The 23,923-nt window shown below is 44.5% G+C and carries 21 protein-coding genes, 1 other RNA gene and 1 other annotated feature; of the genes, 19 read left to right on the forward strand and 3 right to left on the reverse strand.

Features of this window, described 5'->3' with window-relative positions; genetic code table 11:
- Positions 1-4: 4 nt before the first annotated feature.
- Genes LCL96_RS03150 through yajC form a run of 4 tightly spaced genes read left to right on the forward strand, consistent with a single transcriptional unit; the run spans position 5 to position 2,756 of the window.
- Positions 5-187: a DUF2905 domain-containing protein gene (locus LCL96_RS03150; protein WP_263628096.1), complete on the forward strand. Its 183-nt coding sequence runs from the start codon at positions 5-7 to the stop codon at positions 185-187.
- Between the two features lie 38 nt (positions 188-225).
- Complete coding sequence (gene queA, locus LCL96_RS03155; RefSeq protein WP_224940013.1) at positions 226-1,251, forward strand: tRNA preQ1(34) S-adenosylmethionine ribosyltransferase-isomerase QueA; 1,026 nt, start codon at positions 226-228, stop codon at positions 1,249-1,251.
- A 24-nt stretch (positions 1,252-1,275) separates the two neighbouring features.
- Entirely contained in the window at positions 1,276-2,442 is a 1,167-nt protein-coding gene (gene tgt / locus LCL96_RS03160; RefSeq protein WP_224940014.1) for a tRNA guanosine(34) transglycosylase Tgt, read from the forward strand.
- A 41-nt stretch (positions 2,443-2,483) separates the two neighbouring features.
- The gene (gene yajC, locus LCL96_RS03165) at positions 2,484-2,756 is read left to right on the forward strand and encodes a preprotein translocase subunit YajC (protein ID WP_224940015.1); all 273 of its coding nucleotides are present in this window, start codon (positions 2,484-2,486) and stop codon (positions 2,754-2,756) included.
- Positions 2,757-2,827: 71 nt separating this feature from the next.
- Here the strand turns inward: yajC and LCL96_RS03170 are convergent, their stop codons facing one another.
- Positions 2,828-3,199, reverse strand: a complete 372-nt coding sequence (locus LCL96_RS03170; protein WP_224940016.1) for a TIGR04086 family membrane protein — start codon at positions 3,197-3,199, stop codon at positions 2,828-2,830.
- 161 nt (positions 3,200-3,360) lie between these two features.
- Here LCL96_RS03170 and LCL96_RS03175 point away from each other — a divergent pair, with 161 nt between their 5' ends.
- Both LCL96_RS03175 and LCL96_RS03180 read left to right on the forward strand, forming a co-directional pair.
- Positions 3,361-4,656: an SLC13 family permease gene (locus LCL96_RS03175; RefSeq protein WP_224940017.1), complete on the forward strand. Its 1,296-nt coding sequence runs from the start codon at positions 3,361-3,363 to the stop codon at positions 4,654-4,656.
- 69 nt (positions 4,657-4,725) lie between these two features.
- Positions 4,726-5,370, forward strand: coding sequence for a DUF421 domain-containing protein (locus tag LCL96_RS03180; protein ID WP_224940018.1), 645 nt, complete (start codon positions 4,726-4,728; stop codon positions 5,368-5,370).
- 45 nt (positions 5,371-5,415) lie between these two features.
- Here LCL96_RS03180 and spoVB read toward each other — a convergent pair whose 3' ends face one another.
- Positions 5,416-6,966: a stage V sporulation protein B gene (spoVB, locus tag LCL96_RS03185; protein ID WP_224940019.1), complete on the reverse strand. Its 1,551-nt coding sequence runs from the start codon at positions 6,964-6,966 to the stop codon at positions 5,416-5,418.
- 125 nt (positions 6,967-7,091) lie between these two features.
- Here spoVB and LCL96_RS03190 point away from each other — a divergent pair, with 125 nt between their 5' ends.
- The 8 genes from LCL96_RS03190 (at position 7,092) to dtd (ending at position 17,076) form a co-directional block, all read left to right on the forward strand.
- Entirely contained in the window at positions 7,092-7,412 is a 321-nt protein-coding gene (locus LCL96_RS03190) for a post-transcriptional regulator (RefSeq protein WP_224940020.1), read from the forward strand.
- Positions 7,413-7,541: 129 nt separating this feature from the next.
- Positions 7,542-9,806 carry a protein translocase subunit SecDF gene (gene secDF, locus LCL96_RS03195; protein WP_224940021.1) on the forward strand — a complete coding sequence of 755 codons (2,265 nt, stop codon included), beginning with the start codon at positions 7,542-7,544 and terminating at the stop codon, positions 9,804-9,806.
- A 104-nt stretch (positions 9,807-9,910) separates the two neighbouring features.
- On the forward strand, positions 9,911-10,837 hold the full coding sequence (locus LCL96_RS03200; RefSeq protein WP_224940022.1) for a cation diffusion facilitator family transporter: 927 nt from the start codon (positions 9,911-9,913) through the stop codon (positions 10,835-10,837).
- A gap of 14 nt (positions 10,838-10,851) precedes the next feature.
- Positions 10,852-11,187 carry a lipopolysaccharide assembly LapA domain-containing protein gene (locus tag LCL96_RS03205; RefSeq protein ID WP_224940023.1) on the forward strand — a complete coding sequence of 112 codons (336 nt, stop codon included), beginning with the start codon at positions 10,852-10,854 and terminating at the stop codon, positions 11,185-11,187.
- A gap of 116 nt (positions 11,188-11,303) precedes the next feature.
- Complete coding sequence (gene recJ, locus LCL96_RS03210; RefSeq protein ID WP_224940024.1) at positions 11,304-13,667, forward strand: single-stranded-DNA-specific exonuclease RecJ; 2,364 nt, start codon at positions 11,304-11,306, stop codon at positions 13,665-13,667.
- Positions 13,658-14,170, forward strand: coding sequence for an adenine phosphoribosyltransferase (locus tag LCL96_RS03215; RefSeq protein WP_044339542.1), 513 nt, complete (start codon positions 13,658-13,660; stop codon positions 14,168-14,170). Before recJ ends, LCL96_RS03215 begins: the two co-directional genes overlap by 10 nt.
- Positions 14,171-14,429: 259 nt before the next feature.
- Positions 14,430-16,619 (forward strand): RelA/SpoT family protein, encoded by a 2,190-nt coding sequence (locus LCL96_RS03220; protein ID WP_224940025.1) that lies wholly within the window; start codon positions 14,430-14,432, stop codon positions 16,617-16,619.
- Positions 16,620-16,632: 13 nt separating this feature from the next.
- Positions 16,633-17,076, forward strand: a complete 444-nt coding sequence (dtd, locus tag LCL96_RS03225; protein ID WP_224940026.1) for a D-aminoacyl-tRNA deacylase — start codon at positions 16,633-16,635, stop codon at positions 17,074-17,076.
- A gap of 59 nt (positions 17,077-17,135) precedes the next feature.
- On the opposite strand, the gene LCL96_RS03230 is transcribed toward dtd, so the two are convergent.
- Entirely contained in the window at positions 17,136-18,896 is a 1,761-nt protein-coding gene (locus LCL96_RS03230; protein WP_224940027.1) for an SH3 domain-containing protein, read from the reverse strand.
- Between the two features lie 177 nt (positions 18,897-19,073).
- On the opposite strand from LCL96_RS03230, the gene LCL96_RS03235 reads away from it, so the two are divergent.
- From LCL96_RS03235 to LCL96_RS03255, 5 genes are all read left to right on the forward strand, one after another.
- Positions 19,074-19,250 carry an RNA polymerase subunit sigma-70 gene (locus LCL96_RS03235; protein ID WP_098353229.1) on the forward strand — a complete coding sequence of 59 codons (177 nt, stop codon included), beginning with the start codon at positions 19,074-19,076 and terminating at the stop codon, positions 19,248-19,250.
- Between the two features lie 70 nt (positions 19,251-19,320).
- Positions 19,321-19,550 (forward strand) — a binding site (T-box leader).
- Positions 19,551-19,615: 65 nt separating this feature from the next.
- Positions 19,616-20,890: a histidine--tRNA ligase gene (gene hisS / locus LCL96_RS03240; RefSeq protein WP_224940028.1), complete on the forward strand. Its 1,275-nt coding sequence runs from the start codon at positions 19,616-19,618 to the stop codon at positions 20,888-20,890.
- A gap of 30 nt (positions 20,891-20,920) precedes the next feature.
- Positions 20,921-22,687, forward strand: coding sequence for an aspartate--tRNA ligase (gene aspS, locus LCL96_RS03245; RefSeq protein ID WP_224940029.1), 1,767 nt, complete (start codon positions 20,921-20,923; stop codon positions 22,685-22,687).
- A 70-nt stretch (positions 22,688-22,757) separates the two neighbouring features.
- A non-coding RNA gene (gene ssrS / locus LCL96_RS03250) (6S RNA) lies at positions 22,758-22,947 on the forward strand.
- 197 nt (positions 22,948-23,144) lie between these two features.
- Positions 23,145-23,909: a ThiF family adenylyltransferase gene (locus LCL96_RS03255; protein WP_224940030.1), complete on the forward strand. Its 765-nt coding sequence runs from the start codon at positions 23,145-23,147 to the stop codon at positions 23,907-23,909.
- Positions 23,910-23,923: the final 14 nt, after the last annotated feature.

The raw sequence follows: 23,923 nt of genomic DNA on the forward strand, positions 1-23,923 counted from the left end.
CTTGATGGTCATCGGTGGAATCATCCTGGTGATCGGCTTTCTGATGCAATTCATCAAATTGGGGAAGTTGCCGGGTGATATTATCATCAAAAAAGAAAACACGACATTTTATTTTCCACTTATGACTTCTATTCTGATAAGTGTTATACTTTCCGTTGTCTTTTATTTTATCGGGAAATTCAAATAGGACTATAAGTGAGATTTACATAAGCTAGGTGACGAACTGTGAAAGTAGAAGATTTTGATTTTCATTTACCTGAAGAACTGATTGCCCAGACTCCTCTTGAGAACCGTTCAGAGAGTAGGTTGATGGTGTTGGATAAAGAAGATGGTTCCATAGATCATATTCGTTTTAAACAAATCACCGATTACCTTCAAGAAGGGGATTGTCTCGTTCTGAATGATACACGAGTACTGCCGGCACGCCTTTTTGGGCAAAAAGAAGATACAGGCGCCAATATTGAAGTACTCCTCCTGAAACAGGAGGATGGTGATCAGTGGGAGACGCTTGTAAAGCCTGCCAAACGGATCCGTGTTGGAACGGAGATCGTATTCGGCGATGGCAAGCTAAAAGCTACTTGTATCGGTTTGAAAGATCATGGAGGGAGAATCCTGGAATTCCAATATGACGGGATTTTTTACGAAGTACTGGATGAATTGGGTGAAATGCCTCTTCCTCCGTATATCCGTGAGCGATTGGAAGAACAGGACCGCTATCAGACGGTATTTGCCAGGGAAAGGGGTTCAGCTGCAGCCCCTACTGCAGGGCTTCACTTTACGGAAGAACTGTTGGATGAATTAAGAGAGAAGGGTGTGCACATTGCCTTCATCACCCTCCATGTGGGACTCGGAACATTCAGACCGGTTTCCGTGGAGACCATTGAAGAACATGATATGCATGCCGAGTTCTATCAGGTTTCTGAAGGGACCGCCCGCCTTTTGAACGATGTCAGGGCAAATGGGGGTCGCATCATAACTGTCGGGACTACTTCTACCAGGACCCTGGAGACCATTGCTTCAAAGCATGGGACTTTCGTGGAAGAAAGCGGCTGGACGAACATTTTCATCTATCCTGGGTACGAGTTTAAAGGGATCGATGGTTTGATCACGAATTTTCATTTGCCGAAATCGACCCTGATCATGCTGGTCAGTGCCTTTGCCGGTCAAGAAAACGTGATGCATGCCTATGAAACGGCCGTGAAAGAGAAGTATCGATTCTTCAGTTTCGGAGATGCCATGTTGATTAAATAATGATAGAACTAATTAGAAAACCCAATGGATATTGGAAGGAGAATTCCTAAGTTGACTGCAATAAAATATGAATTGATTAAAACGTGTAAACAAACCGGTGCTAGATTAGGCCGTGTCCATACGCCACATGGTTCCTTCGAGACGCCTGCCTTTATGCCGGTAGGAACGATGGCCACAGTGAAAACGATGTCCCCGGAAGATCTGAAATCCATGGAATCCGGTATCATCCTGAGTAATACCTATCATCTATGGTTACGCCCTGGACATGAAATCATCAGGGAAGCGGGCGGACTTCATAAATTCATGAACTGGGACCGTGCCATCCTGACCGATTCAGGCGGCTTCCAGGTGTTCAGTTTAAGTAAGCTTCGTCAGATTGAAGAAGAAGGAGTCCATTTCCGTCACCATCTGAACGGAGACAAGCTCTTCCTAAGTCCGGAAAAAGCCATGGAGATCCAGAATGCTTTAGGATCTGATATCATGATGGCATTTGATGAGTGTCCTCCTTATCCTGCTGAGTATGAGTATATGAAGAGTTCTGTAGAGCGTACTACACGTTGGGCAGAACGCTGTCTGGAAGCTCATCAGCGTCCGCAGGATCAGGGATTGTTCGGGATCGTACAGGGCGGGGAGTATGAAGAACTTCGAAAGCAAAGTGCACGTGACCTTGTATCCATGGATTTCCCAGGCTATGCAGTGGGTGGACTTTCTGTCGGGGAACCGAAGGACGTCATGAACCGCGTACTTGATTTCACGACACCGCATCTTCCGTCTGATAAACCACGTTACCTGATGGGGGTTGGATCTCCGGATTCATTGATCGACGGTTCGATGCGTGGAATCGACATGTTCGATTGTGTCCTTCCAACCCGCATCGCCCGTAATGGAACCTTGATGACAAGTGAAGGACGCCTCGTGGTGAAAAATGCCAAGTTTGCCCGGGACTTCAGACCGATCGATGAGAATTGCGACTGCTACACGTGTAAAAATTATAGCCGTGCCTATATCCGTCATTTGATAAAATGTGACGAAACGTTCGGAATTCGCCTTACGACTTATCATAATCTTCATTTTCTGTTAAAATTGATGGAACAAGTCAGACAAGCGATTCGTGAAGATCGTCTAGGAGACTTTAGGGAAGAATTCTTCGAGCAGTACGGCTTCAATCGTCCTGATGCGAAAAACTTCTAAAAGCCAAGCTATAAATAGATGATTGAAAGGAGGGGAAAAGAATGGGAGGAAGTTTAGGAACAATACTACCTTTGATATTAATGTTCGTTCTGTTTTACTTTTTACTGATCCGTCCTCAGCAAAAGCGTCAAAAAGCGATCTCAAAAATGCAAAATGAGCTTGCGAAGGGTGATAGAATCATCACAATTGGCGGTTTACACGGATCGATCGATGCCATCGAAGAAGGTAAAATAGTCATCCTGTGTGGTGACGGCAGCCGTCTTACATATGATCGCAATGCGATCAGGGAAGTCGTTAGAACTGAGCAGGCATAAGAAAAAAGGGTCCTTCATCAAGGTGCTAAAGCACATTGGTGAGGGGCCCTTTCATATTTGTATAGATGTACTTAGCTCTCTCTTGGACCGCCACTCATATTTACACCAAGGATGCCCCCCATCATGGCCGTAAGGATGTAGCAGCCGTGATAGATGAGCTGTTCCATAGAAAACAGGCTATCGTATCCGAGGTATTGAAATAAGAAAATGACCAGCGTGTAAATGAGTCCAGTAGATCCTCCCAGTACCCATCCTTTTGTCTTCCCCTTGCCACCTGACATAAATCCACCGGCAAATAATGAAAGAAACGATATGATCGTAACAAATAACGTGATGGAGTTTTCAGTAAGATTAGTAAACCGGAGGAGCAAAGAAAATAACAAACTTGCGACAATCGCTATGACAAATATGGTGGTTGTTCCGTAAAGGACGGCACCACCCATTTTTTTCGCTTCGATGACGGTCCTCTCCCTTCTATCTCGATAATTTTGTTCCGTATTAGTACAAGCATATTCATCGCAATCCAAAAAAAGACTAGAAATTTTCAGTGGTCAAGCCTCATAGACTAGTATGAAACTTCCTTGAGAAGGAGGGGTAAGGGACCATGTCTCCGATGATTGTGTTAATCGTGTTTGTTTCTGTTTACATCCTATTGATGACCGAAAAGTGGAATAGAGTACTTGCTGCCATGACCGGTGGGGTCGCCATGCTCCTGATCGGGGCCTTTCCCATAGAAAAGGCGCTGTTTACCTATATCGACTGGAAAACCATCACTCTTCTGTTTTCCATGATGCTGATCGTAACCATTACAAGTAAAACAGGGGTATTTGAGTATATTGCCATTCGGATCGCACAATGGGTGAACGGAAACGGGTTGGCACTCCTCATCCTGTTTTCCTTACTTGCCGCAGTGGGTTCCGCCTTTTTGGCAAACGTCACCATCGCGATGCTGCTGGTTCCAATCCTCTTCAAATTGACCAGGCTCCTGGATCTTCCGCCCATCCCGTTTCTGATCATGACGATCCTTGCGTGTAACATAGGAGGGACGGCCACCCTGATTGGTGACCCCCCAAACATGATGATCGGGCAGGCAGTGAAACATTTTACATTCAATGCCTTTCTGGAAAATTTGTTACCCGTCGTTTTAATGGTTTATGGTGTGACACTGTTGATCATGTGTGTTCTATATAGGGAAGTACTACATGTGAAAGAGGACCGGAAGCTTTTGCTGAAAGGGATCGATCCCAACGAATATGTAAAGGAAAACAGAGGGCTTTTTCAGTCTGTTTTTGTACTTGCACTGGTGTTGGTGGGGTTTTCTGTGTATCCGGTGTTTCATCTGGATGTGACGACACTATCCCTGGCAGGCGCTGTTCTGCTCATGCTGCTCTTAGAAAAAATTTATCCTCCTGAGAAGATTTTGAGGGAAGTGGAATGGGGGACACTCTTTTTCTTTATGGGATTATTCCTGCTCGTAGGGGGGATTGAAGAGGCAGGATTCATTGATGAAATCGCACGGGAGATTTTACGTGCAACGGATGGAGATATGAAGAAAACAGCCTTTGTCATTCTGTGGGGAACAGGGTTACTATCTGCCGTTGTGGATAATATTCCATTTGTGGCGGCTATGATACCCGTCATCCAGGAATTCGGTGAATTCGGGATGGTCAACATGGATCCCTTATGGTGGTCGTTGGCCTTGGGTGCATGCCTTGGTGGGAATGGTACACTCCTCGGTTCTTCTTCAAATCTGGTCATCGCCGGACTTGCTTCGAAGGAAAATGTACATATCAAATTCCATCAGTATCTGCTTATCGGGATCCCCGTCACCATCATATCCCTTGCCGTATCCACTGTGTATGTATATTTCAAATATATTCGGCCGTTTTTAGGTGGATAATAATTCCTCCGATTTATTTTAACCTTCTGTCGATACTACATAATGACATGTGTATAGGAGGGAGAAGCAGTGGAGGAATACGTTATCATCATTGCACGCACTCTTTTTCTTTATTTTTTGATCATATTTATTTTTAGAATCATGGGGAAAAGGGAGATTGGCGAATTAAGCATACTCGATCTGGTCGTATTCATGATGATCGCCGAAATGGCTGTCATGGCCATCGAACAGCCGGATGACCCAATTATTCATACGGTGCTTCCCATGGGGGTCATCGTCCTGGTGCAGATCCTGTTTGCATGGTTTTCCCTTCGTTCCAAATCCTTCAGGGAGCTGTTGGACGGTAAGCCATCCGTCATTATTCATAACGGAAAGATAGACGACAAAGCCATGAAGAAACAACGATACAATTATGATGATTTACTCCTTCAACTACGGGAAAAAGATATTTTTAACTTAGCGGATGTAGAGTTCGCCATTTTGGAACCTTCAGGAAAACTATCTGTGTTAAAGAAAGATAAAAAAACGCCGCAAACCCTCACCCTGCCCTTGATTCTCGATGGGCAGGTCCAAACCACACATCTCGATATGATCGGTAAAACGGCTTTCTGGTTACGGAAGGAATTAAGGGAAAGAGGATTTAAGAATATCCAGGAAATCTCCTTTTGCAGCTTTCAAAACGGTCAGTTTTATATTGATGAAAAAAACCATTAAAAAATACTCCTAACCAATGTTAAGGAGTATTTTTTAATGGAGAAACTAAAGAGTGATGAACCTCTTGATGAACGGGATCCTTGCAAGGTCGTTTTTCACAATGAGCTTCATCGCGATGGAGAGCATGGTGTACAGAATTGAAGAAGTCAGTACTCCAAATAGTAATCTGAATATGGCAGATTCATCGTCAAACAGGTAAAGGTATGAATAGTGTCCCCATACTCCAGTTGCCAAGAGAACAATGATCGTCTTAACGTAATCCCTCGCGTAAATCGTCATCGGGATATATTTTAAGATTGTCATGAAATGAAGCAGGGTCACGAGCATGAATCCCGTCACGATTCCGAGAGCCGCCCCGTTGATTCCGAATGCGGGCTGTGAAGCGAGAACAAAAATGACACCGGTCTTGACCACGGCACCGATGAGGCTGTTGATCATGGCGGCCCTCGCGAGGTTTAACGCCTGCAAAACAGCTTGTAAAGGTCCTTGATAATAATAGAATAAAAAGAATGGAGCCATGATCATCAGGAAGCCTGCCCCGTTTTCATTCCCGTACATAACCTGCATGAGCGGCTTCGCATAGATGTAGAGGATAACGACTGAAATTCCCCCGGTGATCAAACAGAACCTCAGGGCCTGCTGTAGTCTGTGCTCGATTAAGATGAAGTTTTTTTGGGAATTGGCTTCACTTATCGCAGGTACAAGGGATTGTGATAAAGACAAGGTCACGAATGATGGAAGAAACAGGAGGGGAAGGGCATATCCTGTCAGGGAACCATACTGCTTCGTCGCCATACCTGCCGCCACTCCGGCAAGGGCTAGGCTGTTTGCAACCACGATCGGTTCAAAAAACCAGGCGATCGACCCGATCATCCTGCTCCCCGTGGCAGGCAAGGCAACACTCATAAGCTCATTGAACGTCTCCCGACCATTCCGGATGGAGGTAAAGAAGTTGCGCCTGATCTTGAACTTCTTTTTCACCTTAAAGCTCGCGAACAGATAAAGGAGGGAAGCAAGTTCCCCAAGTACTGAAGCAGCCATGGCAGCGGCGGCTGCATATTCGATTCCATAGGGTAGAAACGTTTTGGTCAATAAGGCAATCAGCGTTATCCGGACTACTTGCTCGATGACCTGGGAATAAGCGGACGGCTTCATGTTCTGCCTTCCCTGGAAGTACCCTCTGATGACGGATGATACAGCTACGATCGGAATGATCGGTGCAATGGCGATCAAAGGATAATAGATCCGGTCATCCGTGAACAATACGTCTGTTAAGTAGGGGGCAAGGAGAATGAGAGCCGGGGTGAAGATGAGGGATAACCCCAAAGTGAGAGATAATGAGACGACCAATATTTTTTTGACTTTCCGGATATCTCCCTTTGATTCCGCTTCGGCTACGTTTTTCGAGATGGCTACAGGAAGTCCGAGTTGAGTGATGGTGATGACGAGGATGAGGGTGGGAAAGGCCATCATAAAGAGGCCGACGCCTTCTTCCCCGATGAATCTGGCAACGACGATCCGATTGACGAACCCTAATATTCTAGTTATAAAGGCGGCCATCATTAAGATCATGGTACCTTTCAGAAATTTTGACATAAAATTCCCTGCCTTCTCAAAATTGGTATAATCGTTTACAATGATGTATATGCACAAAGGTGGACAAAGCATGACAAGTAGTGAATAATTCCGGCTAAATATAGCCCAGATGGGGTGAACGGGGAATGAAGAATAATCAGCATCCTTATGACCATTTTTATGAATCATTAGTACCAGCGCTTGTAAGCAAGGTAGAAGAATTTGAAGTGCTTGGGTATGGAAAGGCCGACGCTGACCGCCTATGGGCCTACTTAACGAAGAAAAAATGGAAAAAGCCCGAGGTGGATGTAAAATTCTTTCAGTTGGTGAGTGATGTATTAACGGTCAAGCCTGGAGAGTATATGAGTTTTGAAACCATTGAAGCATACAGGTCTCCTAATTGGTTCGCAGAAGTGAATGAAGATGAATTGAATGAGCTTCTTCGCCCGAACAAGAACGGAAAATAACCCGAAAAGAAATTGACACCCTTTTCTTTCTCGTAGATAATGAGAAAGGTGAAGTTTTCAGGAATTATATTACTTTTTGAAGCACATAGTTCGTATGGTTTTTAAAACGGCAAGGAGGATCTATACATAATGGTAAAGCGTGGCCGAATAATCGCCTTCTTTATACTTGTGGTATTGCTTGCAGGTACTATGGGAGGAACAACGAAGAGTATTGTAGATAACATTAAATTGGGATTGGACCTGCAGGGTGGGTTTGAAGTTCTTTATGAAGTTCAGCCGATCAAAAAAGGTCAGGAAATTACGAAAGAGACCGTCGCCAATACAGCAGATGCACTGGACAAGCGTATTAACGTACTGGGAGTCAGTGAACCTAACATCCAAATTGAAGACGGGAACCGCATCCGTGTTCAACTTGCGGGTGTAGAGGATCAGAACGAAGCAAGGGAGATCCTTTCCACTCAAGCTAATCTGACGTTCCGTGACGTTAACGACAAAGTCCGTCTGGACGGATCAGATCTTGAATCAGATTCAGCCAAGCAAACATTTGATGATAAGAACAACCCGATCGTTTCGTTGAAACTGAAAGATCGTTCTAAATTCTATGAGTTAACAAAAGAAATTTCAGCCATGGCTCCTCAGAATCAGCTTGTCATCTGGCTGGATTTCGAGGAAGGAAAAGATTCTTACAAAGCTGAAGTAGGGAAGGAAGATCCGAAATTCATCTCCGATCCTGGGGTGAGCAAGCCAATCAACTCGGATGAAGTCATCATTGAAGGGAACTTCACGGTTGAACGCGCCCAGAATCTCGCTTCCCTCTTAAATGCAGGGGCACTACCTGTTAAACTGGATGAGAAATATTCCACATCTGTGGGAGCTCAATTCGGTCAGCAGGCACTGGATAAAACCGTTACTGCCGGGATTATCGGAATCGCCATCATTTTCTTATTCATGATAGCGTATTACCGCTTCCCGGGACTGATCGCGACAATCACCCTTTCAGTTTACATTTACTTGATACTGTTGATTTTTGATCTGATGAATGGGGTTCTTACCCTACCGGGAATTGCAGCCCTTATCCTCGGGGTGGGGATGGCCGTCGATGCCAATATCATCACGTATGAACGGATCAAAGAAGAAATGCGGGTCGGGAAGCCGATACGATCGGCATTCCAGGCAGGTAATAAATCTTCTTTCTTAACGATCCTGGATGCCAACGTAACCACCATCCTTGCAGCGGCCGTACTCTTCTTCTATGGGACAAGTTCGGTTAAAGGATTCGCAACGATGCTGATAGTCAGTATCCTGACAAGCTTCATTACGGCGGTATGGGGTTCACGACTGTTACTCGGCCTATGGGTAAACAGCCGTATCTTTAATAAAAAGCCGGGCTGGTTCGGGGTCAAAAAATCCGAAATCAAAGATCTGGCGGAGAACTACGATACACTGGATCTGCCTACCCGTTTTGACCGCTTTGATTTTGCCGCACAGCGTAAGAAATTCTTTACATTGTCGGCTATACTCATTACAGCCGGGATCATTATCCTTGCGATCTTCAGATTGAATCTCGGGATCGACTTTGTTCATGGTTCCCGTATGGAAATACTGGCCGATCAAAGTTTGAAGACGGAACAGGTTCAGGACGAACTCAAGGAAATGAAATTACCTTCTGATGATGTAGTGATATCAGGAGATAAAGATAATATTGCTGTCGTACGTTATACGGATGACCTGAACAAGAATGAAGTCGCTAAACTAAAAGATCATTTTAACAAGCTGTATGGTGCCGAGCCTAACGTCAGCACCGTATCGCCAGTAATAGGGAAAGAGCTTGCGAAGAACGCTATGATTGCTGTGGCGATTGCGTCCATCGGGATCATCATTTACGTGACCTTCCGCTTTGAGTGGAGAATGGCAGTGGGTGCAATCCTTGCCCTCCTGCATGATGCATTCTTCATCATCGCTTTCTTCAGTCTTACAAGGCTTGAAGTGGATATCACATTCATCGCAGCCGTCCTGACGATTGTCGGGTATTCAATCAATGATACGATCGTCACCTTCGACAGGCTCAGGGAAAACCTGCACAAGAAGCGTAGATTGAAGACGGATAAAGACATTGAAGATGTGGTAAACCAAAGTATCAGGCAAACGATGGGACGTTCCGTCAATACGGTTCTGACCGTTGTGTTCACGGTCCTTGCACTCATGATCTTCGGAAGTGAGTCCATCCGTAACTTCTCCATTGCATTATTGGTCGGATTGATATCTGGTACCTATTCTTCTGTGTTCATTGCCTCTCAGGTATGGCTTGTCATGAAGAAGAAAGAACTGAAGAAAAAAGGAACCATCAAAACCGTAAGAGAAAAGAAAACGTGGTCGGATGAACCACAGGTATAACATGGAGAATAGGTGCGGGGGATGTATCTTCCCGGACCTATTCTTTTTTGTTTTTTTACGGCATTGGGTTACAATAATAGGAGTTATAAGGGAGGTGCCGCGAAATGAATCATGATGATCGTTTTAAAAAAGCTGAATTTGCCGCCATGATCGGCGTGGTGGGGAATATTGTACTGGCGATTATTAAATGGGCAGCCGGTATTCTTGGAAATAGTAGAGCACTGATTGCCGATGCGGTTCACTCTGCTTCGGATGTAGCGGGATCCCTTGCCGTCTTCATCGGTTTACGGGCTGCGAAACAGCCTCCTGATCAAGATCACCCTTATGGTCACGGAAAGGCGGAATCGATTGCTGCCATCATCGTTGCGGTCCTGTTGTTCTTGGTGGGGATTGAAATTGGGAAATCATCGATCGAATCATTCTTTCATCCTCTTTCTCCTCCAACAGCCATCGCGATTTATGCTGTCATCATTTCCATCATTGTGAAAGAAGCGATGTTTCAATATAAATATCGTTTGGGTAAGAGAATAAAGAGTGATGCATTGATCGTAAATGCGTATGAGCATCGCTCGGATGTCTTCTCTTCCATTGCGGCTCTAGTGGGGATTTCAGCTTCCATCCTTGGCGGCAAGTTCGATATCGGCTGGCTCGTATATGCGGACCCGGTCGCAGGGATATTCGTTTCCCTGCTTGTACTTAGGATGGCTTGGCATTTAGGGGCGGAATCCATACATACGACACTTGATCACGTCATGCATGAAGAAGATATCCTTCCATTTCGAAAAATCGTTGAGTCCGTCCCCGAGGTGAAAGAAATCAACGAGCTGCATGCAAGGGAACATGGACACTACGTCATCATTGATTTAAAGATCAGCGTTGATCCTTTCATGACGGTAGAAGAGGGTCACCGCGTCGGGAAGAGAGTGAAAGAGAAGCTCCTGGTGGAATCGAATGTGAATGATGTATTTATCCATATCAATCCATTCAATCCGACTTCTGAAGAAAGTGATGACCAAATAGACTTAAGTTAAGGGAGGGAAATCTCATGAAATTTCAATGGACTTTATTATTAGGTATTTTCTTTGCGTTGGTTGTTTCGGTTTTCGCTGTCATCAACGTCGATCCCGTCACTGTCAATTATTTATTCGGTGAATCCGACTGGCCTCTTATTTTAGTCATACTTGGATCTGTCTTCATGGGTGGCATCATCGTCGGATCCGTTGGACTGTTCCGATTATTCGTCGTCCAGCGAAAGGTAAAATCCCTGGAAAAAGAAAACCGGTTATTGAGGGAACAGGCTGAAGGAATGCATAAAGTAAAAACGGAAGATATCCCATTAAAGAAACGAGCCCCTGACTCAGTAGGGGAAGTAGGAGAATAATAGGCTTGGTGGCTTTTGTCACCAGGCTTTTTTTGTTTTCGGGAATACCAGCCTCGTATTTACATTGAAACAACCCCCTCACTTTTGTATAATGAGTAAGGCTGAGGGGTGAACGTATGTTAAACTCAAAAACACGTTGGATATTAACAGAATCAGACGAAAATAAAATAGCAGAACTTGCAAATGAACTAAAGGTACCCTCGCTTGTGGCGAAATTATTGATCAACCGGGACTTGGATAATGTTGAAGAAGCCCGGAATTTTTTATTTGATACAGGCGACTCCTTTCATGATCCATTTTTATTTGAAGATATGAAAAAAGCAACCGAACGAATTCATAAAGCTATCGAAAACGGTGAACGAATTCTTGTTTATGGTGATTATGATGCTGACGGGGTCAGCAGTACGTCGGTGATGATGACCGTACTCAAAGACCTTGGAGCGGAAGTGGAATTCTATATCCCGAACCGTTTTAGTGAAGGGTATGGCCCGAATGAAGGGGCTTTCCGCTGGGCGAAGGATGAGGATTTTTCACTCATCATTACAGTCGATACGGGAATATCGGCGGTAAACGAAGCGAAGTTGGCCAAAGAGCTTGATATGGACTTGATCATTACCGATCATCATGAACCTGGTCCGGAATTGCCTCAAACGTATGCCCTTCTTCATCCAAAAGTCGGGGAAACGGCTTATCCATTCGGGGAACTTGCCGGGGTAGGGGTCGCTTTCAAACTGGCTCATGCCCTTTATGGTGAACTGCCTACCCACTTACTGGATCTTGCAGCAATCGGTACCATTGCTGACCTGGTTCCCCTAAGAGGAGAGAACCGGCTTCTCGCTAAGCGTGGTCTGGCTCAGCTCCGTGTCACAAACCGATTGGGCATTAAAGCTCTATGCAAACTTGCCAATGCCCAGCAGCAGGAGATAACGGAAGAAACGGTCGGTTTCATGATTGCTCCCCGCATTAATGCCGTCGGTCGTTTAGGGGATGCAGATCCTGCCGTCGATCTCATGCTTACAGAAGATGCAGAGGAAGCAAAGGCGCTTGCAGAAGAAATAGACAGCTTAAATAAAGAAAGACAGGCGATTGTGTCGAAAATGACCGAGGAAGCAGTGGAGATGGTGGAGAAGGACTTTCCTCTTGAAACTAATTCTGTACTCATCATCGGAAAAGAAGGCTGGAACCCTGGAGTCGTCGGGATTGTTGCGTCACGTCTGGCGGATAAGTTTTATCGTCCAACCATCGTGCTCAGCTACGATTCAGAAAAAGGAACGGCGAAAGGATCGGCGCGAAGCATTGTCGGATTTGATTTATTCAAGAATCTTTCCACCTGCCGTGATATCCTTCCCCACTTTGGGGGGCATCCTATGGCTGCCGGGATGACCCTGCAATTAGACGATGTCGAACAGCTGAGGAGTCGGTTGAACGAGCTGGCCGAGGCAGAACTTACGAAAGAGGACTTCATCCCCGTCACCCAACTTGATGCACCTGTCACGGTGGATGAAATCTCAGTGGAATCGATTGAAAAGCTTCAGCTTCTGGCACCGTTTGGAATGAAGAATCCGAAGCCAAAGTGGATCATCGATAACGTAAGCATCGGACACTATAAAAAAATAGGATCCCAACAGAATCATTTGAAGCTTGTCCTAGAGGATAACGGTGTCCAATTGGATGGTGTAGGGTTCGGCCTTGGTGAACTCGCTGACCATATGACACCATTCTCGAACGCTTCTGTGATTGGTGAATTATCAATAAATGAATGGAATAACCGCAAAAAACCTCAGGTGTTTTTGCATGATGTGAAAATCGATCATTGGCAATTATTTGATGTGCGGGGGATTAAACAATTCCATAAATGGAATGAACTGATTCCTGCAGGAAACAAGAAATTAATCTGTTTTCATCCGTCCACTTTGACTAGACTGAATCTCCAAAAAGAAGAAGTGTTTCTATTAGAAGAAAGCTCAGATCTTGAGGGACTGTCAACTGACAAGGCGAGCCTCGTTCTCCTGGATCTGCCGTCCTCCAAGCCTCTGCTTGCTGAGCTTCTGAAGAAGGGGCGACCGGATCGGGTCTATGCTCACTTCTTCCAGGAAGAAGATCATTTCTTCAGCACAATGCCGACCCGTGACCATTTCAAATGGTACTACGGTTTCTTGACCAAGCGTGGATCATTCGATGTCAATAAGCACGGAGATGACCTGGCCAAATACAAAGGCTGGTCAAAAGAAACGATCGATTTCATGTCACAGGTGTTTTTTGATTTGAAGTTTGTTACAATAGACAATGGATTTATTTCTCTTAATCCTGCGAAAACCAAGAAAGATCTTTCTGAATCTCGAACATATCAGAAGAAACAACAACAATACGAGCTTGAAAACGAATTGTTATATTCTTCCTATCAAGAGTTGAAGACTTGGTTTAATGAAAGGATGGAAGAGTCTGTTACAATTGAGGAGGAAGTAAAAGCATGGACTTAAAACAATATGTTACAATCGTTGAGGACTGGCCGAAAGAAGGAATTAAGTTTAAAGACATCACGACATTGATGGATAATGGTGATGCTTATAGATACGCGACAGATCAAATCGTCGAATATGCAAAAGAAAAACAAATCGACCTGGTTGTAGGACCGGAAGCACGAGGTTTCATCATCGGCTGCCCAGTGGCCTATGCACTTGGTGTTGGCTTTGCCCCAGTTCGTAAACCTGGTAAATTACCACGTGAAACGATCCAGAAGGAATACGGACTTGAGTATGGTAAAGATGCTCTGACGATCCATAAAGATGCCATCAAGCCTGGTCAGCGTGTTCTGATTACGGACGACTTACTTGCAACAGGTGGTACCATCGAAGCAACGATCAAACTTGTTGAAGAGCTTGGTGGAATTGTTGCCGGTACTGCGTTTTTAATCGAGCTAACCTACCTTGACGGTCGTGACAAGCTTGATAACTACGACATTCTTACATTAATGCAATATTAATTTCGATTATCAAAATCTGATAAACGGACACACTTTGTGATATACTGAAATAAGGGACTGACATCTGGTTTACATGTCAGCCCTTATTTTTTTAATTTCTAATGATTTCTTACAGAAACGACATCATTCGACAAAATTAGATGGATTCTGATATTTTTTCTCTAAACACTTTACAGAACCTCTTTTTTTTTTGATAATAGTAACAACATTAAAATGGAGTCATACTGAACAATATTAAAATACAAAGGTGATTTTGATCATGGCGAAAGATCAAGTACTAACCCCTGAACAGGTTATTGATAAGACAAGAGAATACTTAAATGATGAGAACGTCAAGATGGTCCAGAGAGCATATGAATATGCAAGGGATGCCCATAGTGAGCAATACCGAAAGTCTGGTGAACCCTACATCATCCATCCCATCCAGGTGGCAGGGATACTGGCGGATTTAGAAATGGATCCGGCAACCGTCGCCGCAGGGTTTCTTCATGATGTGGTGGAGGATACGGGTATTTCTCTTGGTGAAATTGAAGAAGCGTTCAATGCAGAAGTGGCTATGCTCGTTGATGGGGTCACGAAGCTCGGAAAAATTAAATACAAATCACATGAAGAGCAGCAGGCTGAAAATCACCGGAAAATGTTTGTGGCCATGGCTCAGGATATTCGTGTCATCCTGATTAAATTGGCTGACCGCCTTCACAATATGCGGACATTGAAACATTTACCACAGGAAAAGCAGCGGAGAATTGCGAATGAAACACTTGAAATCTTTGCTCCTTTAGCGCACCGTTTAGGGATTTCGAAGATTAAGTGGGAATTAGAAGATACTTCGTTGAGATATTTAAACCCTCAACAGTATTACCGAATTGTCAATCTTATGAAGAAAAAGCGTGCTGAGCGTGAAGAGTATTTAGAGGAAGTCGTCAATGAGGTAAAGGATAAGCTGGGCGATGTGAAAATTGTTGCGGAAATTTCGGGGCGTCCTAAGCATATTTACAGCATCTATCGAAAAATGGCTCTTCAAAACAAGCAGTTCAATGAAATTTATGACCTATTGGCCGTACGAGTCGTAGTCGATAGCATCAAGGACTGCTACGCTGTGTTAGGAATTGTCCACACGTGCTGGAAACCGATGCCGGGCAGATTCAAGGACTATATTGCCATGCCGAAGCCGAATATGTATCAATCTCTTCATACGACGGTCATCGGTCCTAAGGGAGATCCGCTTGAGGTTCAAATCAGGACCCTTGAAATGCACCAGATCGCCGAGTACGGGGTAGCCGCACACTGGGCATACAAAGAAGGGAAAGAAGCTAACGAACCTGTCTCATTTGAGAAAAAACTCTCTTGGTTCAGGGAGATATTGGAGTTCCAGAATGAATCAGCCAATGCAGAAGAATTCATGGAGTCTCTTAAAATCGACCTTTTTTCCGATATGGTCTTTGTATTTACACCGAAAGGCGACGTATTGGAATTGCCGTCAGGATCCGTTCCCATCGACTTTTCCTACCGCATACACTCTGAGATCGGAAACAAAACGATTGGAGCAAAAGTTAACGGAAAGATGGTCACCCTGGATTACAAGCTGAAAACGGGGGATATCATCGAGATTCTCACGTCCAAACATTCTTACGGGCCGAGTCAAGACTGGCTGAAACTTGCTCAGACTTCCCAGGCGAAAAATAAGATCAAACAGTTCTTCAAGAAGCAGCGTAGGGAAGAAAATATTGAAAAAGGCCGTGAGCTGGTCGAAAAAGAAATCAAGAATCAGGATTTTGATGTGAAAGAAATCCTTAACCCTGAAAATATAAAGCGTGTATCCGAAAAATTCAATTTCTCCAACGAGGATGATATGTATGCCGCTGTTGGATATAACGGGATCACAGCGGCTCAAATCGCCAACCGTTTAACGGATAAACACCGGAAGCAGCGTGAACAGGAAGACAGCCTGGAAGAAACGATGAAGGAATTGAATGCTCAACCTGTCAAACGTAAAAAAGATGCAGGCGTACAGGTAGAGGGCATCGATAATCTCCTCATCCGGCTTTCACGATGCTGTAGCCCTGTTCCGGGTGATGAAATCGTCGGCTTTATTACGAAAGGTCGCGGTGTTTCAGTGCATCGTGCCGATTGTACCAATGTCATGGCAGACGGGGTCGAGCAGCGACTTATTCCTGTATCGTGGGAAAGTGATGGCAATGATCGTAAGGAATACAATGTCGATATCGAAATTTCCGGTTATGATCGGAGAGGCCTTTTGAACGAAGTACTTCAGGCGGTGAATGAAACGAAGACGAATATATCGGCTGTCAGTGGCAAATCGGACCGGAACAAAGTAGCCACAATCAATATGTCGATTTCGATTCAAAACATCTCTCATCTGCACAAGGTGGTTGAAAGGATCAAACAGATATCAGATATTTATGCCGTAAGAAGAATCATGAACTAAAGGAGATTTCTTTATGAAAGTCGTACTTCAAAGAAGTAAAGAAGCCTCTGTCACTGTTGATGGAGAAGTAAAAGGGGAAATCCGTTCAGGAGCTGTCCTGCTTGTAGGGATCACCCATGAGGATACGGAAGAGGATGCCCGTTATGCTGCAGATAAGGTTGTCAATCTGCGCATCTTTGAGGATGAAGAGGGGAAGATGAATCATTCCCTTCTGGATACAGGGGGAGAGATTCTCTCTATTTCTCAATTCACCCTTTATGGTGACGTCCGAAAAGGAAGAAGACCGAATTTCATGAATGCGGCCAAACCTGTTCATGCTGAGTCCATCTATGATTCCTTTAATGCTATTCTGGAAAGTAAAGGGGTAAAGGTGGAAACAGGCGTTTTCGGAGCGATGATGGATGTGAATCTCACCAATGACGGTCCAGTGACTCTTATAATCGAAAGTAAATCTTAATAAAAAGGCTGATCCCATATGTTTTCGGGATCAGCCTTTTTATTGCTTGTTGCCTTGCATCACTCTGAGAAGTAATCGCCTAACCCATGGTAGATTGCCGTGGCGGCAAGATCTTGGAAATACTGAGTATTTACATTCGCTTCTTCAGTAGGGTTACTGAGGAAACCTAACTCTAATAGGACAGCGGGCCGATTGTTTTCACGGATGACGTGATAATCACCTATGCGGACACCGCGGTCCATGGTAGGTAATCGATCTGAAAGGCTTCCGTGGATATCATCTGCCAGATCCTTTTGCTGATTCTGATAATAGTATGTGGTATGACCTGCGATGGAAGAATCCATAATGCTGTCGAAATGAATACTGATAAAGGCATCGGCCTGATAATAATGAGATAATGATACCCTTGAAGGTAAAGATAAATATTCATCGGTTTTCCTGGTTAAAATGACTTTTGCCCCGGCACTTTTCAATTTTTCAGCAAGTAGTTCCCCGGTTTTCATGGTCAAGAGCTTCTCCAGTGTCCCACTGGCTCCTGTAGTCCCGCTATCTCTTCCTCCATGTCCTGGATCGATTACGATCACTTTGTCTTGAAGGCCGCCGCTTCGTTTACGCGGCGTGGTATTTTCCCCTGCAGCAGAACGGATCGACACGACCCAGCCGGCTACGAAACCAGAGCTGCCGTCAGGTAATCTTACCTCATACCAATCTCCGTCTTTACTTTTGACGGGGAATGAATCACCGCTTGTCGCACGTAGTAAGACATTTGCAGAGGTACTTGCATCGCTGCGAACATTGGTCCCGTTATATAAAATGGTGATATTTTCATCCGAGGTGTTATCCTCATGAGCAGCGGCTGTCACCGTTTTTTGTACATACCAGCCGGCAACCCATCCTTTATTTCCGTTGGAGAGCTTAATTTGATACCAGTTGTTTTTCTCTTTCAATAATGTGTATCGTTCCCCTTTGGATACTTTACCGACGATGCGGCCATTCAGGGACGTATCATCCCGAACGTTCAAGCCGTGAACCGTGATGATACCTGTCAGGTTTTCAGAGGTTGAGGTTTCTTCAGCTTTTTCACTTGAAGTACCACCGCCTGAAGAGAATTCTAAATAAGATTCACTGATCCAGGCTTTATCGTTCCCGAACTTTATTTCGTACCATCCGGATACGCTCCCTGTCACTTCTACAGCATCCCCTTTATTTAATACCCCGAGAACGCTACTTTGCAGAGATGGAGAATTCCGGACGTTCAAGGCGTCATCTGTGATGATTCCTTGTTTGTTCACACTTTTTTTAGACGGAGTGGAATTTGTTTCCGAAATAAAATCATGGTGAACCCATCCACGGGTGCTCCCGGATTCAATAAGAAGCCAATCTCCCTCTTTATCTGTCACGGTCACAGTATCCCCGTTTTGAAGTACCGTCACAATCCCGTCGGATGTGCTGGGCCCTTTTCTAACCCTGAGACCGTCGGTGTTTACCCGGCCATTAAAGGAGGAAGAGGAGTCTCCTGTCGCTGCGGTTTCTACTGAGACGAGCCAATCTGCGACCCAGCCTTCACCACTTTTTGTTTTTACTTTATACCAATCCTTTTGTGAGTCTACTATCTTGTACTCTTCCCCTCTATGTACTTTTGTGAGAACCGGGAAGCTGAGTCCAGGTCCGGTCCGGACGTTCAGGGTCGAAACGCTGATCGTCGCCTTTCCTGTTTCAGCACGCACATTTTCCACACCAGGCTGAAATGGGGACATCAAGAGCACAATCAATATTGATGCTAGTACTTTCTTAATCTTCTTCACCTCCATAATATTCATCAAACACCCTTATTAATATCGGATCTTCCTCCCCAAGTGTTGAACAACACTGTATATTTCCTGAAAAAATCCTTAGTGTTCTAATACGATAAAAAAAATAAAATCCCTCTAATACGAAATAAAAATAGGTAATTGGAAATGATAAGGGTAGGAATGTTTTTGAAAGGATGATGGGACTTGAGGTCAAGCGAAAAAGGGTTTATGAATGCAAATGGAGATAACCAGTTATTTGGAGTGGACTTCCATCAGTTTTTGGAACGTGAAAAAGATGCTCTTAACGTTGAGCTGGCATCTGAATTCGGGTTATCGTTACGGGAAGTGAAGTTGTTAAAAAAGAAAATGGAGAGATCCTGACGAAATTTTCTTTAACCTCTTGACATGAACTTACGGCATCCGTATCATTATAGAAATAAAATAACATTTACAAAAACCGTTGATCGAGCATAGTAGCTAAACCCCACGTGTAAAGAGAGGAAATGCCTTGGCTGAGAGCATTTCTACAATGTGACTTAGTGAATGAACACTCAGGAGGTTTCTCTCTGAAAACGCTTTGTTAGTAGGAGAAGAACGTACCAGGCGTTAACTGGCTAAGTGGAAGTCTTAATAGACTTCAATTAGGGTGGCACCACGGGAATAACAGCTCTCGTCCCTTGTATATGATACAAGGGATTGAGGGCTTTTTTTATTTACATAAAGTTCAGCTTAAGGAGGAAATCATCTTGTCCATTCAGATTCCAAGAGGTACACAGGACATCCTGCCTGGTGAAGTGGAAAAGTGGCAGTATGTTGAGGAAGTGGCGAAGACTCTTTGTCATAACTATCAATATAAAGAAATTCGCACCCCTATTTTCGAGGCGAGTGAATTATTCACACGGGGAGTGGGAGATACGACGGATATCGTCCAAAAAGAAATGTATATGTTTGAAGACCGCGGAGGGAGAAGCTTAGCGCTCAGACCTGAAGGAACCGCTTCCGTCGTCCGATCCTTTGTAGGGAATAAAATGTTCGGTCATCCCAATCAGCCGACGAAACTCTTCTACTCTGGACCGATGTTCCGTTATGAGAGACCACAAGCCGGCAGGTATCGTCAATTCGTTCAGTTTGGTGTCGAGGCTCTCGGAAGTGAAGATCCGGCGATTGATGCAGAAGTCATATCACTCGCAATGGGAATTTACAAGAAATTGGGACTGACTCAATTAAAGCTTGTGATTAACAGCCTTGGAGATTCCGGCAGCAGAAATGCCCACAGAGAGGCATTGATCAATCATTTTAAACCGAGAATCGATGAATTCTGCGGCGATTGTCAGAATCGCTTAGAGAAGAATCCATTGCGTATCCTTGATTGCAAGAAAGACCGCGATCATGAATTGATGTCTACAGCACCTTCCATTCTTGATTACCTGAATGAAGAATCAAGAACATATTTTGAAAAGGTCCAACAACATTTATCCGGTATGGACGTGGATTTCGTAGTGGATCCTACACTCGTTCGCGGCCTTGATTATTATAATCACACTGCCTTTGAAATCATGAGTGATGCAGAGGGCTTTGGAGCCATCACGACTCTTTGTGGAGGGGGACGCTACAACGGCCTGGTCGAAATGATCGGCGGTCCTGAGACACCTGGAATCGGATTTGCCTTTAGTATCGAAAGACTTCTTTCTGCATTAGAGGCAGAAGGTGTCGAGCTCCCGATTGAGAAGGGAGTCGAGTGCTTCATTGTATCACTAGGGGAAGAGGCCAAGGATTATGCCGTCAAGCTTCTTCACGACTTAAGATCTAACGGTATTTCTTCAGAGAAGGATTATCTCGATCGTAAGGTGAAGGGTCAATTTAAAGCGGCTGATCGATATGAAGCGAAATACGTGGCTGTGATCGGGGATAACGAATTAAAGGAGAATAAAATTAACCTGAAAGATATGTCTACAGGTGAACAGGAAGAAATAAACCTGGACCGCTTCGTTGAAAATATCAAGAACAAGCTTGGAAAATAGACCTGTTGATTATACAAGGAGGAGAACAAGATGACGAAAAGAACGGCGTATTGTGGAGACATAACAGAATCATACATCGGTGAAAAAATCACGATTAAAGGCTGGGTACAGAAGAGGAGGGACCTTGGTGGATTGATCTTCATCGATCTGCGTGACAGGGAGGGAATCGTTCAAGTCGTGTTCAATCCTGACTTATCTGGAGAAGCGCTTGCCCTTGCTGAGAAGATTCGTAATGAATATGTCTTAAGCGTTACTGGTACGGTTGTGGCAAGAGGCGAAGGAACGGTAAATACTAACCTGAAGACCGGAAAAGTGGAAATTCACGTAGAAGAGGTTCAAATCATTAATGAAGCCAAAACACCGCCATTCATGATCGATGATCAAATGGAAGTGTCAGAGGATGTACGTTTGAAACATCGTTATGTGGATCTTCGTCGTCCGGCGATGATGGAAACCTTGAGAATGCGTCATAATGTCACCACATCGTTCCGAAACTTTTTGAACAACAACGGATTCCTGGACATTGAAACACCTATCTTAACAAAGAGTACGCCAGAAGGTGCACGTGATTATTTGGTACCGAGCCGTGTACATGAAGGGGAATTCTACGCACTGCCTCAGTCACCGCAGATTTTCAAACAGCTCTTGATGGTATCCGGCTTCGATCGTTACTATCAAATCGCCCGTTGTTTCCGCGATGAAGACCTTCGTGCTGATCGTCAACCTGAATTCACACAAATCGATATGGAAATGAGCTTCATGGACAAAGAGGAGATCATCTTACTAGTCGAAGACATGATGAAACAGCTGATGAGTGACGTGAAAGACGTGAATGTTTCATTGCCTATTCCAAGAATGACGTATGACGATGCCATGAGCCGTTACGGATCTGATAAACCGGACACACGTTTTGAAATGGAACTGATCGATGTATCTGAAATCGTGAAGGAATCAGGTTTCAAAGTCTTCTCAGGTGCTGTCGCAAACGGTGGACAGGTGAAATTGATCAATGTGAAAGGTGCGGCTTCACAGTATTCCCGTAAGGACATTGATGGGTTGACGGAATTTGTTTCCCGTTACGGAGCCAAAGGACTAGCCTGGCTGAAGGTGGAAGAGGAAGGCTTGAAAGGGCCGATATCTAAATTTGTGACAGAAGAAGATGCTTCCGCGATTTCAGCTTCAGCACATGCAGAGACAGGAGACCTGCTACTGTTTGTTGCGGATAAGAAATCAGTAGTGGCAGATGCCCTTGGTGCTCTCCGTTTGAAATTAGGAAAAGATTTAAAACTGATTGATGAAACAAAATTTAACTTCCTGTGGGTGACGGACTGGCCGCTCCTTGAGTTTGATGAAGGGGAGAACCGTTACTATGCTGCCCACCACCCATTCACGATGCCAGTAAGAGAAGATCTAGAGCTTTTCGAAACAGACCCGGCATCTGTTCGCGCCGAAGCATATGACCTTGTCTTGAACGGCTACGAACTTGGAGGGGGATCACTCCGGATTTACGAGCGCGACATTCAGGAGAAAATGTTCAAGGTACTTGGTTTCTCTAAAGAAGAAGCAGAAGAGCAATTCGGTTTCCTATTGGAAGCATTTGAATATGGAACACCTCCACACGGGGGGATTGCCCTTGGTCTTGACCGTTTAGTGATGCTTCTTGCAGGTCGCACGAATCTTCGTGATACGATTGCTTTCCCGAAAACGGCGAGTGCAAGCTGTGTACTGACAAATGCGCCAAGTGAAGTCAGCCACACACAATTAAAAGAGCTATCTTTGTCGCTCGATGTAGAATAATGTAACTAAATACCGGGGGTCATTCGTTGAAATCAGCATGGTGATATGATATTATGTATACAATCACAAACGAGTCCTGATGTGTGCGACGTTTTTACCTAACAGTTTTGACCGAACACTTCAAACTTTGGGAGCTTGACATTTCTGCTAGGCGTTCATGCCCCGTGCCGGGGACTAACAAATAGTGGAATAAAGCACCCACCTGCCGAGAGCGGGTTCAAAACGAAGGAAATGATGGCGACGGCACGATTGGGACTCGTCCAATCACGAATGATAACAATGATCTTATAGAGTGAGAGCCAGGCTGGTACCAGCCTGGTTTTTTAATGGGACTAAACCTCCCGTTATTAGGGTAAACGAAAGAGAAGGACAACATTTCATATTGATTTTCGGTTCTGTATCCTTTATTCTAATTCAGTATAAACCTAGTTGAATACTTATAATGGAGTTGATTATTTTGCTACACCAGTTTTCACGTAATGAACTAGCGATCGGCAAGGAAGGCCTTCAAACCCTTAAAGACAGCACGGTGGCAGTACTCGGAATCGGGGGAGTGGGATCCTTTGCAGCTGAGGCGTTAGCCCGGTCAGGTGTAGGCCGTCTAGTGTTAGTGGATAAAGATGATGTGGACATCACGAATGTGAATCGTCAGGTGCATGCGCTGCTGTCGACAGTGGGCCAGCCAAAGGTCGATCTCATGCGGGACCGCATTAAAGATATTAATCCAGACTGTGAAGTCATCGCTTTGAAAATGTTCTACACAGAAGAAACATACGAAGAATTCTTCAATCAGGGATTGGATTATGTCATTGATGCTTCTGATACGATTTCCTATAAAATTCATTTGATGAAGGAATGCCTGAAACGGGATATTCCTCTAATAGCAAGCATGGGTGCGGCAAATAAAACCGATCCGACACGTTTTAAAATTGCCGACATCAGCAAGACCCATACAGATCCAATTGCAAAAGTAATCCGTACACGCTTGAAAAAAGAGGGCATTAAAAAAGGAGTGACGGTCGTTTTCTCTGATGAAAGTCCAATCGTCATTCGTGAAGATATTCGCAAGGAAGTAGGAAAAGACGATGCGAAGATTCGTAAAGCGCAGCTACCTCCATCTTCCAACGCCTTTGTTCCTTCAGTGGCAGGTTTGATCGCAGCAAGCCATGTGATGAATCAGCTATTGAAAGACATTGAAATAAAAAGGGTAAAAGATAAATAATGGCCTTCAAAAAG

Origin of the sequence: Rossellomorea aquimaris, from assembly GCF_020172085.1 — a bacterium.
GTDB classification, from domain to species: Bacteria; Bacillota; Bacilli; order Bacillales; family Bacillaceae_B; genus Rossellomorea; species Rossellomorea aquimaris_E.